This is a genomic window from Streptomyces seoulensis (assembly GCF_004328625.1).
GTDB lineage: Bacteria > Actinomycetota > Actinomycetes > Streptomycetales > Streptomycetaceae > Streptomyces > Streptomyces seoulensis.
Map to the genome: position 1 here is coordinate 5,735,191 of NZ_CP032229.1, position 18,623 is coordinate 5,753,813.

Consider the following 18,623-nt stretch of genomic DNA (forward strand, 5'->3'; position numbering starts at 1 on the left):
CACCTGGGGATGCCCGGCCCGTCCGTCCGCTCAGTGCCCGGCGGATTCCTCGTCACGCGCCCGGCGCGGCAGCAGGAAGGCGAGCAGGAACGTCAGGACGAGCATCCCGTCCACGATCCACAGCACGGTCTTCATCACGGAGCCGAAGCCGCCCTTGAAGGCCGAGGTGGCGGTGGACCGGAGCGCGGCCGGTATCCGGGCGCCGTCCTGCGGCGAGGTGATGACCGAACGGGTGTCCTTCTCCAGCGTGACGCAGGAGGCCGGGGTCGCGGCCGGGTCCTTGGCGACCGCGCGGTCCGAGGCGCAGGTCCGCAGGTCCGCCACGACCCGGTCCTGGGCGGCCGGCGCGACGTGCGCGGCGGTCAGCTGCCGCCGCAGCCCGTCGGAGTGGTGGTCGACGGCGGTGGCGATGCCGCCGCCCAGCAGGCCGAAGAAGACGGTGCCGAGGATGGCCACGCCGAAGGCGCCGCCGAGCTGCTGGACCGCCGTCATGGTGCCGGACGCCGAGCCCGTCTCGTGCTGCTCGACGCTGGCCAGCACGATGTCGAAGAAGGGCGCCATCAGCAGGCCCATCCCGATGCCCGTGACCAGCAGCGAGGGCAGGAGCTGCCAGGGGCCGACACCGCTGCCCGCGAGGTCCAGGGTGAGCCACACCGCGAACACGCCGAGCGCCATGACCAGCGCGCCGCCCTGGAGCACGGTACGGCCGAACCGGGTGACCGCCTGGGCGAGCCCGAAGCCGACGATCATGCCGCCCGACCAAGGCACCATCACCAGGCCGGCCTTCAGCGGTGAATAGCCGAGACCGATCTGGGTGTACAGGTTGAACACCAGCATGAAGCCCTGCATGGCCGAGAAGAAAACCAGACCGAGGATCATGCCGCCGCTGAAGCCGCGCTTGCGGAACAGGCTGATGACCACCAGCGGGTCCAGCCCGGCCCGGCTGCGCCGCGCCTCGTACAGCGCGAAGACGGCGAAGACGGCGACGGAGGCGGCCATCATCACGAAGGTCCACGCCGGCCAGTCGTACTCACGGCCCTGGACCAGCGGGAAGATGAGGAGCAGCGCGGCCAGCGAGACCAGGAGCATGCCGGGGATGTCGAGGCGGGGCTTGCTCTCGGAACGGGTCTTCGGCAGGTAGCGCACGGCGCCCAGCAGGGCGGCGGCGCCCAGCGGCAGGTTGATCAGGAAGATCATGCGCCAGCCGGTGCCGAAGTAGTCGGCGTCCACGAGCCAGCCCGCCAGGATCGGCCCGGAGACCGCGGACAGGCCCATGACCGGCCCGAACATGCCGAACGCCTTCTGCGACTCCTTCGGCGGGAACATCTCCTTGATCATGCCGAGGCCCTGCGGCAGCATCACCGCGCCGAAGAGACCCTGGACGACCCGGGCGCCGATCAGCATCGCGGGCGACACCGAGACCGCGCAGAGCAGCGAGCCCACGGTGAAGCCGGCGGCGCCGACCAGGAACATGTTGCGGCGGCCGTGGATGTCGCCGAGGCGGCCGCCGGTGACCAGGCCGACGGCCATCGAGAGCGTGTACGCGGCGGCGAGCCACTGGAGGGTGGAGGCGCCGCCGCCCAGGTCGGCGCGCATGGACGGGCCGGCGATGTTCGTGACCACGGCGTCCAGGAGGTCCATCACCTCGGCCGCGAGGATCACGAAGAGCGCAGCCCAGCGCCACCGGTAGGGCGCTGGTGAGTCAGTGGGCGTCTCGGCGGACGCGACACCGGTGGTGGACATCGAAAACTCCTCGCGGAAAGGGCCCAAGGCCGGAGAACACTGTTCACCGTAGCAGAACAGTGCTCACTTGGAGAACGCTGTTCATTAAGATATAGCGTAAGCAGGTCGCGAGGACAAGATATATCGCGTTGGGGGCCGCGAGTGCGCCCTGTGGAAAACTGCTGTGGACAACTGCTCCGAGATCGAATGCTCGGGGACGGACACCGCTCACCAGCCGTGAACACTGTTCTCCGGCGGCCCTAGACTGTCCTCATGAGCGACGCGGCCGCCGGCAACCCCGCACCCCCTCCGCCGTCCCCCTGGGAACGCGAGCGCCCCGCCCGCCCGCAGCCGACGGCCCAGCGCACCCCGCTGTCGCGCGAGCGGATCGTCGAGGCTGCCTTCCGCGTGCTGGACCGCCAGGGGCTCGACGGGCTCTCCATGCGCCAGGTGGCCGCCGAACTGGGCGTCACCGTCTCCGCGCTCTACGCCTACGTCAGCTCCAAGGACGACCTGCTGGAGCTGATGTACACCCGGCTCTTCGACGGCTTCACCATGCCCGAGCCCGACCCCGGGCGCTGGAGCGAGCAGGTCCGGGACTACGCGCGCGCCGGACGCGAGCGCCTGCGCTCCCACCGGGACGTCGCCCGGATCTCCATGGCCCACGTCCCCTTCACGGCCGAACTGCTCCCGCACGTCGAGGGGTTGCTCGCCATCTTCCGTACGGCCGGACTGCCGGACCGGATCGCGGCCGAGGCCGGAGACCTCATCTCCACCTTCATCGACGGCTTCGTGCTGGAGGAGGGCATGTGGCAGGACCGGGCCGCCGCCCGGCCCGACGGCGGCGACTCCTCACTGGCCCGCCCCGACTGGCGCGAGATGGCGGGCGAGATGCAGAACTACTTCGCCTCGCTGCCCCAGGCGGACTTCCCCCACCTGCGCGCATTGGCCGACGTGATGGTGAGCGACTCCTCCGACGAGCGGTTCGAGATCGGCCTGGAGATCATCCTGCGGGGGCTGGCGAGCTACCTCCCCGACAAGGCGCCGGACGCCTGAATCAGCGTCCGCCCGCCGCCCGCGCCTTCGAGGTGTCGCCGAACGGCAGCGAACCGCCGCTGAGACGGGCGCGGATACCGTCCCGCTCCACCGTGATCCGCTGGATACGGAGGTCCCCCGGCGTCTTCGGCAGCTCGAACGACAGATTGAGCTGATCGGCGAGCTGCGGCTCGGTGACACCCCGCACCGCCCCCATCAGCTTGGGGTCGACGCCGAGCTTCTCCGGCAGGTCCGGCTGGTCGGCGACCACGTCGAACAGGTTGACCTTCATCAGCTTGCCCACGAACCCCGGTGTGCCGGTGAGCCGTTCCAGGGCCGACTCGCTGCGCATGGCGTCGCGGATCTGGGACCGGTCGATCCCGGCACGCTCCGCGATCACCGGTACGGCCAGCATCGCCCGTACCTTGTCCCGCTGTTCCGCCACCGCGCGCGCCGCCTTCGGGGTCAGCCGGAGTCCGCCGTTCCGGCCGGGCCGGAAGACGGCCACGTCCCCGATGTCGAGCCGCATACGGCTGATGTCGGTCGCCACCCCTCGGTCGCCGGACCGTCCGATGCGCGCCTGTGCGTGCAGCCCGAGGCGCTGCCCGCCGATCGGCAGCTGCCCGTCCGCCCTGATCGCGTCGTGGCCCAGCCTGCTGAACCTGACCTGAGAGGCGCCCAGTTCACGGTCGAGGTCCTCGAAGGAGAGCAGCACGTCGCCGTCGACGGAGTGCACGGTGCCGCCCGTGAGGTGGGAGGGGAGTTCCCCGTCGAGCCGTACGTCGTGCGCCGTGGCGTGGACCCGGGCCAGGGACACCCGGTCGGCGGCGAGGTCGGGGACCGTGACGTGCGCGGTGTCGATCCGCTTGTCCAGCACCTGGGTCAGGAACGGGAAGCCGTCGATCTCCACCTGCGGCGCCGCCTCCAGATGCAGCGACTTCTGCAGCTGGTCCTCGGTCTTGCGCTCCGCGAAGAGCACCGCGAACCGGTCGCCCAGCACCAGGAAGGCCAGGGCGACGGCGACCGCGATCCCGGCCTTCACCAGGCGGCGCAGGTTCTTGAACCGCCGGGTGCGCTTGCGTCCGCGGCGGCCCGAGGGCCGGCCGGCACCGTCCGCCCAGGGGTCGGCCCAGCCCTCTGACGGGCCGTCGGGTACGGGGTGGTCCTGGTCGTTCGTCGAGCGGTGGGACGCCACGCGGGTGGAGGAGCGCATCGCGTAACCCAAACACGTCACCGCAGGTCGGACGCAAGTTCAGCCACGCGGGCGCGACGGTTGTCACACCCGGGTGACGGGGACGCGTGGCGCGGGTGAAGAAGGGCCGCCGATCGTGTGGCGGCCGTGTGTGCGGAGCCGGTGCGAGGAATCCGGCCGTCCACCGGGCACGGAGGCGGTGGACTGAGGGACCATGGAGGCAGAGCAGTGTTCCGCCTCCGGCTGCGAAGGAGGTCCCCATGGCAGCCGAACCGCCCTTCGAGCCGCCCCTCGGGCCTGTCCTGACGGTCTCCGCCACCGACGTCCGGCTGCCCGAGCTGATCCTGGCCGGGGACATCGGCGCCGAGGCCCTGCGCGATCTGGAGGAGGTCCTGGGCGCCCCGCCGCTGCACACGGCCACCGCCTGGACCGTCGACATGAGCCAGGTGACCCGCATCGACCTGGCCTGCGCCTACGCCCTCCTGCGCGGAGCCACCCTGCGCCCGGAACCCGCCGAACTCACCATCCGCGGCCCCCGCCGGGCCGTCCAGCGCATCCTGCGCAACGCGGGACTCGACGTGGTGGCCGTCATCGAGGAGTGAGACGCGCCCGGCGCCCGCACGGCCGGACGGGCCCTACGCCGGCTCCTGCGCGACCTCGGCCGGCTCCCCGCCGGTGATCCGCACCAGCTCCGGATACGTCGTCCGGAACACCGTGTGCGGCATCCCGGCGCCCGCCCAGAGGTGCTCGTACCCGGCGAGGGTCGCGTCGATCAGGGTGCGTACCGGCTGCGGATGGCCCACCGGGGCCACGCCGCCCACCTCCTGGCCGGTGGCCGTGAGGACGAAGGCCGGGTCCGCGCGCCGGACGCGCTTGCGGGCCACGCACAGCAGGTCGGCGAGGCGACGGGTGTCCACGCGGTGGGCACCGCTGGTGAGCACCAGCAGCGGGGCGCCGTCGACGGAGAAGACCAGGCTGTTGGCGATCGCGCCCACCGGACAGCCGACCTGGGCCGCCGCCGTGGCCGCGGTGGGCGCCGGGTCGGGGAGTTCGACCACCTCGGCCTCGCTGCCGAGTTCCCGCAGGGCCTCGCTGACCCGCAGTACGCGTTCGTGCACGGTGACCTCCGGTCACGTATCGTCGGTGCCGTCAGGGGCCGGCCACTCCTCGGCGAGGACCGACCAGACCTCGCTGTCCTGCCGTACGCCCCGGTGGGGGTAGCGGCGGCGCAGGGTGCCCTCGTGGGTCATGCCGAGCCGGCGCGCCGCCGCGATGCTGCGGGTGTTGCCCGCCGCGGCCCACCATTCCACACGGCTCATCCCGCGCTCCGCGAAGGCCCAGTCGATCAGCAGCCGGCACGCCCGCGTCACCAGACCGTGGCCCTCGCCGGCCGCCTCCAGCCAGCAGCCGATCTCGCAGGTGCCCGCGTCCTTGTCGAAGCGGGTGAACATGACACCGCCGACCAGGGTGCCGTCCAGCCAGATCCCGTAGATCCGGCCGCTGTCCTCGGCCTGCCGGTCGGCGTACCGCTGGAGGGTCGCGGTGGCCGAGGCGAGGTCGGTGCTGAGGGACGCCCAGGGTATCCAGGGGTCCACGGTGGGCCGGGCCCGCTCGATGTGGGCCAGGAACTCCGGTGCCTGCCAGGGCTCCAGCGGGCGGAGCCGGGCACGGTCGCCGAGCGGCAGAGTGAACACGGGCGCCCTCGATCCCTAGGTACGTAACAAGCGTTCGGTACGTAAGGTAGCAGCATGCCGCCCGCGCCCGGAGACCATGACGCCCGCCGTGAGGACGTGAGCCGGGCCGTGTGGCAGGTGCTCGCGGAGAAGGGGTTCGGCGGGCTGACCCTGCGGGCGGTCGCCGCCGCGATGGGGGTCTCGACCGGGATGCTGACGCATTACTTCCCGGCGAAGCGTGCCCTGATCACGCACGCCCTGGACCTGCTGGAGACCCGGACCGCCGGCCGCCCGCGCCGCGAGCACCCCGCGCCGGGCCTGCCCACCGTACGGGCGATGCTGCTCGACATCCTGCCGTTGACGCCGGGGGACACCGCCCGCAACCGGGTCTGGGTGAGTTCCTGGGACCTGTCGCTGGCCGACGACGGGCTGGCCGGCGCGCAGGCGGACCGTTACGCCCGGCTGCGCTCCTCGCTGCACCCGCATCTGGAAGCCGCCCGCGAGCTGGGTGAACTCCCCGCACACGTCGACCCGGCGCAACTCGCGGCCACCGCCGTCGCGTTCACCCACGGCCTTGTCGTGCAGGCTCTTTTCGATCCCACCCGATTCCCCGAGGACACCCAAGTCGCCCTGCTGGACGCCTTCCTGGCGTCTCTCGCCGCGTCCTGAACCAGCCCCCTCGACTAGTACCGCCGTTCGATTCGATCGCTCACGCATATGTGCGAGACCCACGGGCAACCGAAGCGGAAGGCGTAGAGGACAGGTGAAGGACCTCCTCGAAGACTCCCGTTCAGGGGAGGGGATCGTGGACAGAACAGACAGCAAGAGCGACAAGAGCGGTCAGGACTCGGACGAGCGCATGGACCTGCCGAGCGTGATGCGGCAGGCAAGCGCACAGCTCGCCGGACTCCTCGGGCGCGAGGTGAGCGCGGTCTCGGCCGTGAAGGCCACCGACGACGGCTGGATGGCGGACGTCGAGGTCCTGGAGATCGAGAAGGTGCCGGACACGATGAGTGTCATGGCGTCCTACCGCGTCGAACTCGACAAGCAGGGACGGCTCATGGCCTACGAGCGCGTACGCCGTTACGCCCGGGGTCAGATCGACCGCCGCTGAATCAGCGGGCGACCGCAGCGGATCGAGCCGCGCGGCGCCCTGAACGGATCGACGGAAAGAAGTCAGCATGGCACTCGTACAGCAGTCCAGCACCCAGTCCGGCGGAAGCGGCGGCGGCGGAGGCAACCTCTACGACGTCCTCGAACTCATCCTGGACCGTGGCCTCGTGATCGACGCGTTCGTGCGCGTCTCCCTCGTCGGCATCGAGATACTCAAGATCGACGTCCGGGTGGTGGTCGCCAGCGTCGACACCTACCTGCGCTTCGCCGAGGCGTGCAACCGCCTCGACCTGGAGGCCGGCCGCAAGGCGCCGGCCCAGCTCACCGACATCGTCGGCGACACCATGGAGAGCGGGGCGAAGGGGAAGTCGAAAGGAGCACTGACCGGAGCCGTCGAGGCGTTCACCGAGTCGCTCGGGAGCAAGCGCGACGACTCCGACGAGGAGAAGGAGCCGCAGCCCCGCAAGCGCGCGCCGCGCAAGTCCACGTCCAGCCGGCAGTCCAGCCAGAACCGCGGGGAGTAATCCGTGCCCACCTATGTCTACGGCATCACCGGAGCCGACCACCCGCTGCACCTGGAAGAGGTCTTCGGCGTCGGCGAGACCCCGGCACCGCTGCGCACCGTCCGCACCGGCGACCTCACGGCCGTCGTCAGTGACGCGCCGGAGGGCCTGCGGGCCAAGCGCCGCGATGTGCAGGCCCACCAGCGGGTGCTGGAGGTCCTGATGGGCGACGGCGCCACCCTCCCCATGCGCTTCGGCCTGCTCGCCCCCGACGACGAGCAGGTGGCGAGCGCGCTGGACGCCGAGGGCGACCGCTACCGCGCCCGCCTCGGCGAGCTGGACGGCCACGTCGAGTACCACCTCAAGGTCTCCCGCGACGAGGACGACCTGCTGCGCGAGATCGTGGCCGAGTCGGACCAGGTCCGCGAGCTGCGCGAGCGCACGCGGGACCAGCCCGGCGCGCACGACGAGCGGGTGGCGCTCGGTGAGCTGATCTCCCACGAGGTGGGCGCCCGCGGCAGCGCCGAGGCCGAGGACCTCTCCCAGCGGCTCTCGCCCGCGGCGACCCGTCTCTCGGCGGGCGAGCCCAGCTCGACGCACTTCCTGAACGTCTCCTTCCTCGTCCCCGAGGACGGCGTGGAGGACTTCGTCCAGGCCGTGGAGCGCGAGTCGGACCAGCGCGGTGACGCCTACACCTTCACCCTCACCGGGCCGCTGCCGCCGTACAGCTTCGTCTGACCACCCCCGCCCGGCCGACGACGGAAGGGAGCGCGGACATGGGACTCGTCACCGGCATCGTGACCTTTCCCCTCGCCCCCGTGCGCGGATCGCTCTGGGTCATCGACCAGGTGCTGACCGCCGCGGAGGAGGAGTACTACGACCCGGAACCCGTACGGCGCGAACTGGCCGAACTCGAAAGGGCGTTGACCAGCGGCCAGATCTCCGAAGAGGAGTACGACCGCCGTGAGGACGAACTGCTCGACAGGCTGGACGAGATCGACGCCCACCGGCGAGGGAACGGAGGAAGTCGCTGACCAGACCGCGCGATCGACGACCCGCAGAGACTGAGGTGCTCAACGAATGACGAAGAACGTCAAGATAGCCGCCGCCCTGGTGGGCGGATACGTACTGGGCCGGACCAAGAAGGCCAAGATGGCCATCGGCCTGGGCATGTTCCTGGCCGGCAAGAAGCTCGACCTCGACCCGCGCCGCATCGGCACGCTGCTCGCCGAGTCGCCCGCCCTCGCCGGTCTCAACGCCCAGGTCCGCAAGGAGCTGGTGGAGACCACGAAGGCCGCGGCCACCGAGGCGCTGACCAAGCGCGCCACCGGTCTCGCCGACTCGCTCGCCGACTCCATCTCCCAGCGCACCAAGGCCCTCGACGGCTCGCAGAACGACGAGGCCGACGACGAGGAGGGCGAGGAGGAGGAGAAGCCCGCGAAGCAGCAGCGTTCCTCCGCCTCCCAGGGCACGCGCCGCAAGACCACGGCCGCCCGCAAGAGCACAGGTGCCGCGAAGTCGGCCGCCTCCTCCTCCCGTTCGGGCGCCTCCCGCGCCGGCGGAGCCGCCAAGAAGCGGGCCTCCTCCGCCACGCGCAAGAGCGGCGGTAACGGCAATGGCTGATTCCGCGCTGAGCAGGGCCAAGGACGAGGTCGTCCACAACGAGTCGACCGACCGTCTGAAGGAGGCGCTGGGCAACTATCTGCGGGCCCGCGCCGAGCACACCGTCAGCTCGCTCGGTCACAAGCTCGGCGAGAGCGTCACCAAGCTCGGCACGCCGGGCGAGGGCGGCCCGCTCAAGAGCCTCGCCAAGGGCGGCCAGGCGCTCGCCGACGGCAAGTCACCGGCGCAGGCGGCCATGTCGGCGGGCGTCTCCCATCTGAAGGACACCGTGAAGGACAAGGTCAAGGGTCTGTTCGGCAAGGGGCGCAAGTCCGGCGGCGGCAAGTCCAAGAGCGTCACCATCGTCGAGGACATCGAAGTCGGCGTGCCGGTGCGCGAGGCGTACGACCAGTGGACCCAGTTCCAGGAGTTCTCCACCTTCGCCAAGGGCGTGGTGAGCGTGGAGAAGGCGGACGACACCACCAGCAACTGGAAGGTGAAGGTCGCCAAGTCCACCCGCAGCTGGAAGGCGAACGTCACCGAGCAGGTGCCGGACGAGCGGATCACCTGGACCACCGAGGGCGCCAAGGGCACCGTCAAGGGTGTCGTCACCTTCCACGAGATCACCGGCAACCTCACCAAGGTGCTGCTGGTCCTCGAGTACTTCCCCAAGGGGCTGTTCGAGAAGACGGGCAACATCTGGCGCGCCCAGGGCCGCCGGGCCCGGCTCGACCTCAAGCTCTACCGCAAGTTCATCATGATGCGCGGCGAGGCGACCGACGGCTGGCGCGGTGAGATCCGCGACGGCGACGTGGTCGTCACCCATGAGGACGCCATCGAGCAGGAAGAGGCGGAACAGGCCGAGGAGGAGCAGGACGAGCCGCGCGCCGAGGATGAGGGCGCCGAGGGCGAGCCCACCGACGAGGCCGACGCCGACGCCGACGAGGACGAGCTCGAGGACGACGAGCTGACCGACGAGGCCGGCGACGAGGACGAGGAGCCCGTCGAGGACGGCGAGGAGGAGTACCTCGACGAGGCCGACGAGGCCGACGAGGACATCGAGTCCGAGGACGCCGAGGAGTACGAGGCCGAGGCCGACGCGCCGGAGGACGAGGAGTCCTACGACGAGGCCGAGGAAGAGCCCGAGGCGGACGAGGAGAAGGCTCCCCGGTCCTCCCGGCGCCGGCGCACCGCCGACGCCAGGGCCTGATCCGGGAACCAGCCGAAAGACAGGGTTGAGAACGTGTCCGATTCACTCGCCGGTCGCATGCCGGCCCCTCCGCGCACCGCGCCGTCCTATGCGGGGCAGGGAAACGGCGCCAATCTCGCCGATATTCTGGAGAGGGTCCTCGACAAGGGAATTGTGATCGCGGGGGACATCAAGATCAATCTGCTCGACATCGAGTTGCTGACCATCAAACTCCGCCTGCTCGTCGCATCCGTCGACAAGGCGAAGGAAATGGGCATCGACTGGTGGGAGCACGATCCCTCGCTCTCCTCCCGCGCGCATCCCGCCGCCACCGCTCCCGCCGCGCCCGACCCGGCGCTGAGCGAGGAGAACGAGCGGCTGCGGGCCGAGATCGCCCGGCTGCGGGCCGCCGCCGAGCTGCCCGCCGGCCATACGGCCGACGGCGACGCCCGGCCGGAGCCCGCGGAACGGGAGACCGGCCGTGAGTGAAACGGAGATGGAGTACGTGTACGCCGTCGGCCTCGGGGACCTGGTCCTGGACGGGACGGCCCCGGTGACCGGGGTGGACGGCGGCACCGTACGCACGGTCGGCGGCGGACGGGGGCTCACCGCCCTGGTGTCCACCGTCCCCGCCGACCGGTTCGCCGAGGAGCACCTCCCCCGTCAGCTGGAGGACCTGGAACGGCTGGAGGCGATCGCGCGGGCCCACCACGCCGTGGTGGACGCCGCCTTCGCCACCGCCACGGTCCTCCCGATGCGCCTGGCCACGGTCTACCACGACCGGGCGCGGGTGGCGGCGATGCTCGACGAGCAGCACCCCTACTTCGAGGAGCTGCTGCGCACCCTGGACGGCCATGTCGAACTCGGGCTGAAGGTGTACGCCGAGCCCAAGGCCGCCGCGCCCGCCGGGGGGCCCGAGCCGGCGGACGCGAGCCCCGGCCGCGCCTACCTGCAGCGCCGCCGCGCCGAACGCCGGCGCGCCCAGGACACCTACGGCGCCGCCCGCGAGAGTGCCGAGCGGGCGGCCGAAGTGGCCTCGGCGCTCGCCTCCGCCCGTGCCGTCCACCGCCCCCAGCAGGGCGAATGGTCGGGCGGGCGGGGCGAGAACGTGTCCAACGAGGCGTATCTCGTGCCCCGGCAGGACGTGGAGCGATTCCGTGCCGAGCTGGGCGCGGTCGCCTCGGACGTCCCCGGGGTCACCATCGAGGTGACCGGGCCCTGGGCGCCGTACTCCTTCGCGGGCGGGGTCTCGAGTTGAGCATGCGGCCCGTGAACGGCCGGGGCGCCGAGCCGGCCGCCCAGGCGCCCGTCGCCCTGATCGACCTGCTGGACCGGCTGCTGAACGGCGGGGCGGTGCTCACCGGCGACATCGTGCTGAGCATCGCCGACGTCGACCTGGTGCACATCAGCCTGCGCGCGGTCATTCGTTCCATCACGGCGGACGCGCCGGGGCCGGCCATCATCCCGCCGCGCGCCCGCACCGAGGAGTACTGAGGAGTGCCGACGATGCCCGAGACACCCCCGAACGCGCTGGCCGCCCATCTGAAGACGGACCCCGACACGGTGGAACGGGATCTGATGAAGCTGGTGCTCACCATTGTCGAATTGCTGCGCCAGCTCATGGAGCGCACCGCCATTCACCGGGTGGACCAGGGAGATCTCGACGACGACCAGGAAGAACGCATCGGTATGACGCTGATGATTCTCCAGGAACGCATGGAAGAACTATGTGGGCGATACAACTTGACAATGGACGAACTCAATCTGGATCTCGGCCCGTTGGGATCGTTGCTTCCCCGAGACCTGTGAATTCAGAAAACCTGTTTTGCCGCCGGGGGAAAGGACAGTAGGGCACTATGACTGACGACAAAAAGAACACCAGGAGCACCACCACGGCGAGCGCCAAGAAGGCCGCTTCCTCCCGCACCTCCTCGGCGCGGGCGACGGCCGGCAACGCCAAGGAGCAGGCACAGGAGGCCAAGAAGTCGACGGTCTCCACCGCTCAGTCGGTCGGTGACACCACCCAGCGCGTGAGCCGCGCGGCCGTCGCCGGTCTGCAGACCGGTCAGCAGGTCGTCGCCGCCAACACCGCCAAGGCTGTCGGCGCCGCCGGTGCCGCGTGGACGGTCATCAAGCACCGCAAGGCCGCCGCCGCCGCGGCCGCGGCCGGTGTGGCGGGCGTCGCCGGAGCGGCCTTCGCGATAGGCCGCTCGACGGCGAAGCCGCAGATGGGCCCGCTCACCCGGCTGGCCAAGGGCCGGATCTGAGCACACTCGCTCCGCGAGAACAGCACCACCCACGGCGACCTCCCCCGCGTCCACCGACGCGCGGGAGGTGCTCGTGCGTCCGGGAACTGCCGCCCCGTCAGCGGCGGCGCGGCGCGGTCATTCCTCGCCGGTACGGCGTACGCACTCGGTGACCACCGCGCGGAGGCTGTCCGTACGGGCCAGGATCGCGCGCTGCACCATCGCGCCGTTGCCGTGCTTCAGCAGGCCCGCGAGGGTGTCCTGGACGGCCTTGGCGTCGCCGTGGTCCTCCAGGGCGTCGCGCACGTGGTCGAACAGGGCGCGCACCACCGTCTCCGCCGGGGCCGGACGCATGGTCAGGGGGTGCAGCAGATGCTCCGCCAGGCCGAAGCGGGCGGCCTGCCAGGCGGCGAGCCGGACCAGGGAGGTGCCGAGCCGGGCCGGAGGTTCGCCCGCCTGCCACCGGCGGGCCGACGTCTCCACCAGGGCGCGGCACAGCAGGGCCAGCAAGACCGTGGTGTCCGGGTCCAGACAGACGTCGGCGACCCGGACCTCGACCGTGGGGTACTGGGCCGAGAGCCGGGCGTCGAAGTAGATCATCCCCGAGTCCCGCAGCACCCCGGTGCCGACCATGTCCCGTACCTGCTCGTGGTACCGGTCGGCGGAGCCGAAGACGTCCGTCGGTCCGGCCGAGGGCCACCGGCCCCACATCTGGCTGCGGTAGCTGCTGTAGGAGCTGTCCTGGCCCTGCCAGAACGGGGAGTTGGCACTCAGTGCGAGCAGGACGGGCAGCCAGGGGCGCATCCGGTCCAGTACCGCCACGCCCTCCTCGTCGGAGTCCACCGAAACGTGTACATGACACCCGCAGGTGAGCTGGTCCGACAGGGTCAGTCCGAAGCGCTCGGCCATCCAGCGGTAGCGCGAGTCGGGAGTCAGGGCCGGGCTGACCGGCAGGGGAGAGGTGCCGAGGGCGGCGACCGCCGCTCCCGTGCGTCCGGCGAGCCGCCCCGCCTCGGCGCGGCACCGGCGGATCTCGGCGGCCAGTTCGTCGGCGCGGGTCTGCGGGGCGGTGGCGAACTCCACCTGCTGGCGCTGTAGTTCGGGCTCGAAGACCTGCTCTCCGTCACTGCGGACGGCATGGCCGGCCTGCGCCAGCACCGCCGCCGCGACGGCCTGCGGCTCGCCGCTCTCCGCGTCCACGAGGAGGAGTTCCTCCTCCACTCCCACGCTGCGCACCCGGCCCGTCCTCCCTGCCCGGTCCGGGGACCGGCCTCATCCCTCGCGTCCGATCGGTCGGTCTTCGCCCGAGCCGGGCTCCGCCATCCTGCGATGGGCCTCGGCCTTGAGCTTGTCGGGGACCACCTTGGCGGCCATTCCCTGGGCCTTCGTCATGGCGGACCCCGCGACTACCTTGTCCTTGCCCTCGAAAAGGGCGTCCAGTCCCTCCCGCGCGACCTCGGCCGGATCGTCCTTCTCCTGCCGGCCGACCTGCGTGTCGTCCATGTCGGCCCGGTGGAAGAACTCGGTCTCGGTGGGGCCGGGCATCAGCGCGGTCAGGGTGACGCCGGTGTCCTTCAGCTCGCTCCGCAACGCCTGGGTGAAGGACTGCACGAACGACTTCGACGCGTTGTACACCGCCTGGAAGGTGCCGGGCATGGTGGAGGCGATGGACGAGGTGACGAGGATGCGGCCCCGGCCACGGGAGACCATCTCGCGCACCACCCGCTTGGCCAGGTGCACGGTCGAGCGCACATTGAGGTCGACGATCTCCAGCTCGTCCTCCAGGTCGGTCTCCGCGAAGGGCCCGCCCTGGCCCACCCCCGCGTTGAGCACCGCCACGTCGAGGGGGCGGCCCGTCGCCGTGACCGCCGTCCACAGCTCCTCCGCCTGGTCGTAGTGGCGCAGGTCGGCCCGGACCGGTTCCACCGACGCGCCGGTCTCCGCCCGGATGTCCTGGGCCGCCTGCCGCAGCCGGGTGTCGTTCTCGGCGTTGACGATGAGGTCGTACCCGCGCTCGCCCAGCTGCTTGGCCAGCTCGAACCCGATACCGCTGGAAGCGCCCGTGACCAGGGCGAGAGGCTTCAGATCGTTCATGGCCGGGTCTCTTCCTGTACGAGTTCCGCTGTGAAGGGCCGGTGCGGGGCGCGCCGCGTGTACCTCCCGCAGTTCCCATATCGGCCGGTCCTGAACGGCCGCGCGGCCGGCGGCCCGGATCGACCGGGTTTCCGTGGTCCCGGCAGGGGGACTCGCAGTCGGGGGTGGCCACCCAGGTACCGAAGGAGGCCGGACATGAGCGAGCAGACCCCGACGCCGGACCCGTCCCAGGCGGAGGGCGAGCGGGAACCGGACCCGGAGACCCCGGGCGGTCCCCGCCGCGCCGTCCACCGCGACGTGTCGCGCACCACCCCCTCGCAGGCCGAGGGCGAACGGCTGCCGGAGGACGACGCGTAGCCGACCCCCGCTAGCGAAGCGCGTGCACCGCCGCCGCGAACACCGGCGGCATCCGGGACGCCACCGGCACGATGAGCCGGGCGGTGCCCGGACGGCTGCTCGCCGCCAGCAATGCCCTGGTCAGCAGGCGGTGGCGGCGCGTGACCAACGTCCACTCCCGCTCGTACCGCTCCGGCCGCCCGGCCGCGAGACACCGTACGGCGGCCTCGGCCGTCGCCAGCGCGAGCGCGATGCCCTCGCCGGTGAGCGCGTCCACGTAGCCGGCCGCGTCGCCGACGAGCAGCACCCGGCCCGCGACCCGGCGCCGCACCCGCTGGAGCAGCGGCCCGGCACCGCGCACCTCGGTGGCGGGGGCTCCGCGCAGCGCGGCGGTGAGGGCCGGGAAACCGGCCAGGTGCTCGTCGTATCCCCGCCGGACCCGGCTCAGCACCGCCACCCCCACCAGGCCGTCGGCGACCGGGGTCACGTACGCCTCGCCCTGGCCCGACCAGTGGACCTCCACGAAGTCCGTCCACGGGGGCACGCCGTAGTGGCGGCGCAGTCCGTACCGGCCGCGCGTGCCGCCGGGCAGTTCCAGACCGAGGCGGCGACGGACGGGGGAGTGCAGGCCGTCGGCGGCGATCAGCCAGCGGGCCGTGATCCCGGCGGCGGTGACGCTGTCCCGCGATTGGCGCACCTCGCCGACCTTGCCGGGCGCGATCCGGACACCGAGGCCGAGGGCGCGCTCGTGCAGGGCCTGGTGCAGGGTCGTACGGCGGACGCCCAGCCCCGGCCGGTCGCGGAAGGGGGCTTCGGCGCGGCGGACGCCGTCCACGTAGCGGATGCCGCGCAGCTCCCGGCCCGCGGGTGTCACGCCGAGCGCCCGGAGCGCGGCGACCCCGCCGGGCATGACGCCCTCGCCGCACGCCTTGTCCACGGGCGCGGTGCGCGGCTCGACCACCACGGCGGTCAGCCCGGCCAGCCGGGCGTGCACGGCCGCCGCGAGACCGGCCGGGCCGCCGCCGGCCACCAGGACGTCGATCACGCCACGACCGCCGCGGCCAGCGCCTGGTTCTCGCAGCGGACGCGCACGGTCAGCACGGCGGCGTTCAGCACCGTGAAGGCGACGGCGGTCACCCAGGCGGTGTGCACCAGCGGCAACGCCACACCCTCGGCCACCACGGCCACGTAGTTCGGGTGCCGCAGCAGCCGGTACGGCCCCCGCGCCACCAGCGGCAGCCCCGGTACGACGATCACCCGGGTGTTCCAGCGCGGCCCGAGCGTGCCGATGCACCACCACCGCAACGCCTGCGCGCCCACCAGCACGGCCAGCATCGGCCAGCCCAGCGCGGGCACGAACGGCCGCCCGCCGAGCCACACTTCGAGCGGGCAGCCGACCAGCAGACCCGTGTGCAGCGCGACCATCGCCGGATAGTGACCGTCGCCCATGACGATCGCCCGACGGGCCCTGCTCCACCGCTCGTTGCGGCGGGCCACGACGAGTTCGGCGACCCGCTCACCCGCGACGGCGGCCACCAGCAGCGCGTACCAGATCATGTGTCCTCCTGTCGGGCCGACCAGCAGCCGGGCTCACCAGCTCAGCAGCACCAACTCGCAGGCCAGCCCCGGCCCGATGGCCAGCAGCAGGCCCGGAGTGCCGGGCGGCGGGCGGCGTTCGGCGAGGGTGTCGCGCAGGATGTGCAGCACGGAGGACGAGGAGAGGTTGCCCACCTCGGCCAAGTGCCGCCAGCTCAAAGCGAGTTCCTCGGCGTCCAGGTCGAGCGCCTCGGTGACGGCCTCCAGGACGCGGGGGCCGCCGGGATGGCACACCCAGGCCGTCACGTCCCGCGGCTTCAGCCCGTGGTCGTCGAGGAACTCCCGCACGTCGTCGGCCAGATGGTGCCGGAGCACCTGGGGGATCTCCGGATCGAGGACGACCTTGAACCCCGAGTCCCCGATGTCCCACCCCAGCACCCCGCCCGCGTCCGGATACAGACGGCTGCGCGAGTCCACGATCACCGGACCGGTGAACGCGCCCGCGCGCTCCGCCCCGCAGACCACCACCGCGGTCGCGCCGTCCCCGAAGAGGCCGGTGGCGACGAGGTTGGCCGTCGAGGCGTCGCCGCGCTGGAAGGTGAGCGAGCACAGCTCGACCGACAGCAGCACCGCCACCTGGCCGGGCCGTCCCAGCAGGAAGTCGTGCACCCGTGCCAGCCCGGCCGCGCCCCCGGCGCAGCCCAGCCCGAACAACGGCACCCGCCGCAGGTCGGGGCGCATTCCGAGCCCGCTCGCCACCCGCGCGTCGACGGACGGCACGGCGACCCCGGTGACCGAGGTGAGGACCAGCAGGTCGACATCGGCCGCCGTCAGCTGGGCGGTGTGCAGCGCCTCCCGGACCACGCGGGCGCCCAGCTCGGTGGCGGTGCTGATGAACAGGTCGTTGGCGGCGCCGAAGCCGTCCAGCGTCCCGTACCGGTCGAGCGGCAGCGTCATGTGCCGGGAGCGGACCCCGGCGTTGCGGTGCAGCCGGTCCAGTACCCGCCGGTCGGCGCCCTCGGGCAGACAGGCACCGGCCACCATGTCGGTGATCTCGGCCTGGGCGAAGCGGTACGGCGCGAGAGCACCGTGCACGGCGGCGATCCGCGTCATGAGACTCCCGTACGTCGGCCGGACCGGGGGTGGACTCAGCAGTCCTTCCCTCGGCCGCCGCCCTGCCACCAGAGATCGCCCGTCCGGCCGTTCCGGATCGTGACGCGCCCGGCGGACCCCTACGATCGCCGGGTGGTGACCCCCGAGCAGTCGACGATCCCGGCCCGCAGGGTCTCCGCCCTGGCCGGGTCCTGCCACCCCGGCCCGCTGGTGGTCGTCACCGCCCTGACGGCGGCGCTGGCCGTGACGGCCGGCCAGGAACCGGGCCGCTGCCTGCTCACCACCGGCGCCGTACTGACCGGGCAGCTCTCCATCGGCTGGTGCAACGACGCCTACGACGCCCGCCGGGACAGCGCCACCGGCCGCCGGGGCAAGCCCGTCGCGGACGGCGCGATCGGGGCACGGGAGGTGTGGACGGCCGCCTGCGCCGCGCTGGCCCTGTGCGTACCGCTCTCCTTCGCGTGCGGGTGGGCGGCGGGCGCCGCGCATCTGACGGCCGTCGCGGCCGCGTGGGCGTACGACCTGCGGCTCAAGGCCACCCGCTGGTCCTGGGCGCCCTACGCGCTCGCCTTCGCCGCGCTCCCGGCCTTCGTCACGCTCGGTCTGCCGGGGCGGCCGTGGCCCGCCTGGTGGGTGCTGGCCGCCGGGGCGCTGCTGGGCGTCGGCGCCCACCTCGGCAATGTGCTCCCGGACATCCGGGGCGACCTGGCGACCGGGGTACGGGGCTGGCCGCAGCTCCTCGGCCCCGGCCGGGTACGGCTGCTGCTGCCGGTGCCCCTGGTCACCGCCTCCGCCCTGCTGGCGCTCGGGCCCGCCGGACCGCCCGGTGTCCGGCAGCTGGCCGGGCTGGCCGGGGCCGGGCTGATCGCGGTGGCCGGGACGGTGCTGGGACGCCGCCGGGAACGGGCCGCGTTCGCGGCGGCGGTCGCCGTGGCGGCGCTGGACGTGGCACTGCTGCTGAGCGGCGGCGGGCTCGGTACCGGGGCATCCTGAGACCGGGGGAGCCGCATCCGAGCGGCGCCCCGGGACCGAAGTACTCCCCGTGACGCCCGCTGCCAGGAGGTGAACCATGCCGGACTCACTGCCCCCGCCCGAGTCACTGCCCCCGCCCGGCGAGACCCCGCCCGTGGAGGGATCGACCGCCGAGGCCCATCCCGAGCGGCCGGACGGCGGACCCTTCGAGCACCCCCGGATCTGGCTGTCCCTCATCATCATCGGCTGTGCGCTGATCGCCGCGTTCTTCCTGGTCAGGATGATCGACCTGTGAGC

General features: G+C 72.3%; 26 protein-coding genes. 17 read left to right on the plus strand and 9 right to left on the minus strand.

Features of this window, described 5'->3' with window-relative positions:
• Positions 1–30: 30 nt before the first annotated feature.
• Positions 31–1,743 (minus strand): MFS transporter, encoded by a 1,713-nt coding sequence (locus D0Z67_RS26465; protein ID WP_031182171.1) that lies wholly within the window; start codon positions 1,741–1,743, stop codon positions 31–33.
• A 252-nt stretch (positions 1,744–1,995) separates the two neighbouring features.
• Between D0Z67_RS26465 and D0Z67_RS26470 the strand changes: the two genes are divergently transcribed.
• Positions 1,996–2,778 carry a TetR/AcrR family transcriptional regulator gene (locus D0Z67_RS26470; protein WP_031182172.1) on the plus strand — a complete coding sequence of 261 codons (783 nt, stop codon included), beginning with the start codon at positions 1,996–1,998 and terminating at the stop codon, positions 2,776–2,778.
• 1 nt (position 2,779) lies between these two features.
• On the opposite strand, the gene D0Z67_RS26475 is transcribed toward D0Z67_RS26470, so the two are convergent.
• A complete protein-coding gene (locus D0Z67_RS26475) occupies positions 2,780–3,970 on the minus strand; it encodes an LmeA family phospholipid-binding protein (protein WP_078873428.1) in 1,191 nt (396 codons plus the stop codon).
• 239 nt (positions 3,971–4,209) lie between these two features.
• On the opposite strand from D0Z67_RS26475, the gene D0Z67_RS26480 reads away from it, so the two are divergent.
• On the plus strand, positions 4,210–4,551 hold the full coding sequence (locus D0Z67_RS26480; RefSeq protein ID WP_031182174.1) for an STAS domain-containing protein: 342 nt from the start codon (positions 4,210–4,212) through the stop codon (positions 4,549–4,551).
• A 33-nt stretch (positions 4,552–4,584) separates the two neighbouring features.
• Here D0Z67_RS26480 and D0Z67_RS26485 read toward each other — a convergent pair whose 3' ends face one another.
• On the minus strand, positions 4,585–5,067 hold the full coding sequence (locus D0Z67_RS26485) for a YbaK/EbsC family protein (protein ID WP_031182175.1): 483 nt from the start codon (positions 5,065–5,067) through the stop codon (positions 4,585–4,587).
• A gap of 12 nt (positions 5,068–5,079) precedes the next feature.
• Positions 5,080–5,643 (minus strand): GNAT family N-acetyltransferase, encoded by a 564-nt coding sequence (locus D0Z67_RS26490; RefSeq protein WP_031182176.1) that lies wholly within the window; start codon positions 5,641–5,643, stop codon positions 5,080–5,082.
• Positions 5,644–5,697: 54 nt separating this feature from the next.
• On the opposite strand from D0Z67_RS26490, the gene D0Z67_RS26495 reads away from it, so the two are divergent.
• The 12 genes from D0Z67_RS26495 to D0Z67_RS29790 all read left to right on the plus strand — a co-directional run bounded on the left by D0Z67_RS26495 (position 5,698) and on the right by D0Z67_RS29790 (position 12,296).
• Positions 5,698–6,291, plus strand: coding sequence for a TetR/AcrR family transcriptional regulator (locus D0Z67_RS26495; protein WP_031182177.1), 594 nt, complete (start codon positions 5,698–5,700; stop codon positions 6,289–6,291).
• 136 nt (positions 6,292–6,427) lie between these two features.
• Entirely contained in the window at positions 6,428–6,736 is a 309-nt protein-coding gene (locus tag D0Z67_RS26500) for a gas vesicle protein GvpO (protein ID WP_031182178.1), read from the plus strand.
• A gap of 67 nt (positions 6,737–6,803) precedes the next feature.
• A complete protein-coding gene (locus D0Z67_RS26505) occupies positions 6,804–7,259 on the plus strand; it encodes a gas vesicle structural protein GvpA (RefSeq protein ID WP_031182179.1) in 456 nt (151 codons plus the stop codon).
• Between the two features lie 3 nt (positions 7,260–7,262).
• Positions 7,263–7,976 carry a GvpL/GvpF family gas vesicle protein gene (locus D0Z67_RS26510; protein ID WP_031182180.1) on the plus strand — a complete coding sequence of 238 codons (714 nt, stop codon included), beginning with the start codon at positions 7,263–7,265 and terminating at the stop codon, positions 7,974–7,976.
• Positions 7,977–8,014: 38 nt separating this feature from the next.
• Complete coding sequence (locus D0Z67_RS26515) at positions 8,015–8,272, plus strand: gas vesicle protein GvpG (RefSeq protein WP_031182181.1); 258 nt, start codon at positions 8,015–8,017, stop codon at positions 8,270–8,272.
• Positions 8,273–8,318: 46 nt separating this feature from the next.
• Entirely contained in the window at positions 8,319–8,861 is a 543-nt protein-coding gene (locus tag D0Z67_RS26520; protein ID WP_031182182.1) for a hypothetical protein, read from the plus strand.
• Positions 8,854–10,050 (plus strand): SRPBCC family protein, encoded by a 1,197-nt coding sequence (locus tag D0Z67_RS26525; RefSeq protein ID WP_031182183.1) that lies wholly within the window; start codon positions 8,854–8,856, stop codon positions 10,048–10,050. The genes D0Z67_RS26520 and D0Z67_RS26525 overlap by 8 nt, the downstream gene beginning before the upstream one ends.
• Before the next feature lie 33 nt (positions 10,051–10,083).
• Complete coding sequence (locus D0Z67_RS26530; RefSeq protein WP_031182184.1) at positions 10,084–10,518, plus strand: gas vesicle protein; 435 nt, start codon at positions 10,084–10,086, stop codon at positions 10,516–10,518.
• Positions 10,511–11,287: a GvpL/GvpF family gas vesicle protein gene (locus D0Z67_RS26535; RefSeq protein ID WP_234312823.1), complete on the plus strand. Its 777-nt coding sequence runs from the start codon at positions 10,511–10,513 to the stop codon at positions 11,285–11,287. Before D0Z67_RS26530 ends, D0Z67_RS26535 begins: the two co-directional genes overlap by 8 nt.
• Positions 11,288–11,289: 2 nt before the next feature.
• A complete protein-coding gene (locus D0Z67_RS26540; protein WP_031182186.1) occupies positions 11,290–11,523 on the plus strand; it encodes a gas vesicle protein in 234 nt (77 codons plus the stop codon).
• A 12-nt stretch (positions 11,524–11,535) separates the two neighbouring features.
• On the plus strand, positions 11,536–11,838 hold the full coding sequence (locus tag D0Z67_RS26545) for a gas vesicle protein K (RefSeq protein WP_037775421.1): 303 nt from the start codon (positions 11,536–11,538) through the stop codon (positions 11,836–11,838).
• A 47-nt stretch (positions 11,839–11,885) separates the two neighbouring features.
• Complete coding sequence (locus D0Z67_RS29790; RefSeq protein WP_031182188.1) at positions 11,886–12,296, plus strand: hypothetical protein; 411 nt, start codon at positions 11,886–11,888, stop codon at positions 12,294–12,296.
• Between the two features lie 117 nt (positions 12,297–12,413).
• Here D0Z67_RS29790 and D0Z67_RS26555 read toward each other — a convergent pair whose 3' ends face one another.
• On the minus strand, positions 12,414–13,511 hold the full coding sequence (locus D0Z67_RS26555) for a glutamate--cysteine ligase 2 (RefSeq protein WP_031182189.1): 1,098 nt from the start codon (positions 13,509–13,511) through the stop codon (positions 12,414–12,416).
• Positions 13,512–13,547: 36 nt separating this feature from the next.
• The gene (locus D0Z67_RS26560; protein WP_031182190.1) at positions 13,548–14,369 is read right to left on the minus strand and encodes an SDR family NAD(P)-dependent oxidoreductase; all 822 of its coding nucleotides are present in this window, start codon (positions 14,367–14,369) and stop codon (positions 13,548–13,550) included.
• A gap of 195 nt (positions 14,370–14,564) precedes the next feature.
• Here D0Z67_RS26560 and D0Z67_RS29795 point away from each other — a divergent pair, with 195 nt between their 5' ends.
• Positions 14,565–14,726 carry a hypothetical protein gene (locus tag D0Z67_RS29795; protein WP_165507362.1) on the plus strand — a complete coding sequence of 54 codons (162 nt, stop codon included), beginning with the start codon at positions 14,565–14,567 and terminating at the stop codon, positions 14,724–14,726.
• Positions 14,727–14,736: 10 nt separating this feature from the next.
• On the opposite strand, the gene D0Z67_RS26565 is transcribed toward D0Z67_RS29795, so the two are convergent.
• The 3 genes from D0Z67_RS26565 to D0Z67_RS26575 are packed head-to-tail and all read right to left on the minus strand — an operon-like array spanning position 14,737 to position 17,354.
• Positions 14,737–15,750: an NAD(P)/FAD-dependent oxidoreductase gene (locus tag D0Z67_RS26565; protein WP_031182191.1), complete on the minus strand. Its 1,014-nt coding sequence runs from the start codon at positions 15,748–15,750 to the stop codon at positions 14,737–14,739.
• Positions 15,747–16,262 (minus strand): isoprenylcysteine carboxyl methyltransferase family protein, encoded by a 516-nt coding sequence (locus D0Z67_RS26570; RefSeq protein WP_031182192.1) that lies wholly within the window; start codon positions 16,260–16,262, stop codon positions 15,747–15,749. Before D0Z67_RS26570 ends, D0Z67_RS26565 begins: the two co-directional genes overlap by 4 nt.
• A 33-nt stretch (positions 16,263–16,295) precedes the next feature.
• The gene (locus tag D0Z67_RS26575; RefSeq protein WP_031182193.1) at positions 16,296–17,354 is read right to left on the minus strand and encodes a type III polyketide synthase; all 1,059 of its coding nucleotides are present in this window, start codon (positions 17,352–17,354) and stop codon (positions 16,296–16,298) included.
• A gap of 132 nt (positions 17,355–17,486) precedes the next feature.
• Between D0Z67_RS26575 and D0Z67_RS26580 the strand changes: the two genes are divergently transcribed.
• Positions 17,487–18,347 (plus strand): UbiA family prenyltransferase, encoded by an 861-nt coding sequence (locus tag D0Z67_RS26580; protein WP_051887847.1) that lies wholly within the window; start codon positions 17,487–17,489, stop codon positions 18,345–18,347.
• Positions 18,348–18,423: 76 nt separating this feature from the next.
• The gene (locus tag D0Z67_RS26585; RefSeq protein ID WP_031182195.1) at positions 18,424–18,621 is read left to right on the plus strand and encodes a DUF6480 family protein; all 198 of its coding nucleotides are present in this window, start codon (positions 18,424–18,426) and stop codon (positions 18,619–18,621) included.
• Positions 18,622–18,623: the final 2 nt, after the last annotated feature.

Coding starts and splice junctions, on each gene's coding strand:
- D0Z67_RS26540 (WP_031182186.1), top strand. CDS start 11,290: ATGCGGCCCGTGAACGGCCGGGGCGCCGAGCCGGCCGCCCAGGCGCCC.
- D0Z67_RS26470 (WP_031182172.1), top strand. CDS start 1,996: ATGAGCGACGCGGCCGCCGGCAACCCCGCACCCCCTCCGCCGTCCCCC.
- D0Z67_RS29790 (WP_031182188.1), top strand. CDS start 11,886: ATGACTGACGACAAAAAGAACACCAGGAGCACCACCACGGCGAGCGCC.
- D0Z67_RS26545 (WP_037775421.1), top strand. CDS start 11,536: ATGCCCGAGACACCCCCGAACGCGCTGGCCGCCCATCTGAAGACGGAC.
- D0Z67_RS26560 (WP_031182190.1), bottom strand. CDS start 14,369: ATGAACGATCTGAAGCCTCTCGCCCTGGTCACGGGCGCTTCCAGCGGT.
- D0Z67_RS26570 (WP_031182192.1), bottom strand. CDS start 16,262: ATGATCTGGTACGCGCTGCTGGTGGCCGCCGTCGCGGGTGAGCGGGTC.
- D0Z67_RS26475 (WP_078873428.1), bottom strand. CDS start 3,970: ATGCGCTCCTCCACCCGCGTGGCGTCCCACCGCTCGACGAACGACCAG.
- D0Z67_RS26515 (WP_031182181.1), top strand. CDS start 8,015: ATGGGACTCGTCACCGGCATCGTGACCTTTCCCCTCGCCCCCGTGCGC.
- D0Z67_RS26465 (WP_031182171.1), bottom strand. CDS start 1,743: ATGTCCACCACCGGTGTCGCGTCCGCCGAGACGCCCACTGACTCACCA.
- D0Z67_RS29795 (WP_165507362.1), top strand. CDS start 14,565: ATGAGCGAGCAGACCCCGACGCCGGACCCGTCCCAGGCGGAGGGCGAG.
- D0Z67_RS26575 (WP_031182193.1), bottom strand. CDS start 17,354: ATGACGCGGATCGCCGCCGTGCACGGTGCTCTCGCGCCGTACCGCTTC.
- D0Z67_RS26585 (WP_031182195.1), top strand. CDS start 18,424: ATGCCGGACTCACTGCCCCCGCCCGAGTCACTGCCCCCGCCCGGCGAG.
- D0Z67_RS26520 (WP_031182182.1), top strand. CDS start 8,319: ATGACGAAGAACGTCAAGATAGCCGCCGCCCTGGTGGGCGGATACGTA.
- D0Z67_RS26480 (WP_031182174.1), top strand. CDS start 4,210: ATGGCAGCCGAACCGCCCTTCGAGCCGCCCCTCGGGCCTGTCCTGACG.
- D0Z67_RS26505 (WP_031182179.1), top strand. CDS start 6,804: ATGGCACTCGTACAGCAGTCCAGCACCCAGTCCGGCGGAAGCGGCGGC.
- D0Z67_RS26495 (WP_031182177.1), top strand. CDS start 5,698: ATGCCGCCCGCGCCCGGAGACCATGACGCCCGCCGTGAGGACGTGAGC.
- D0Z67_RS26525 (WP_031182183.1), top strand. CDS start 8,854: ATGGCTGATTCCGCGCTGAGCAGGGCCAAGGACGAGGTCGTCCACAAC.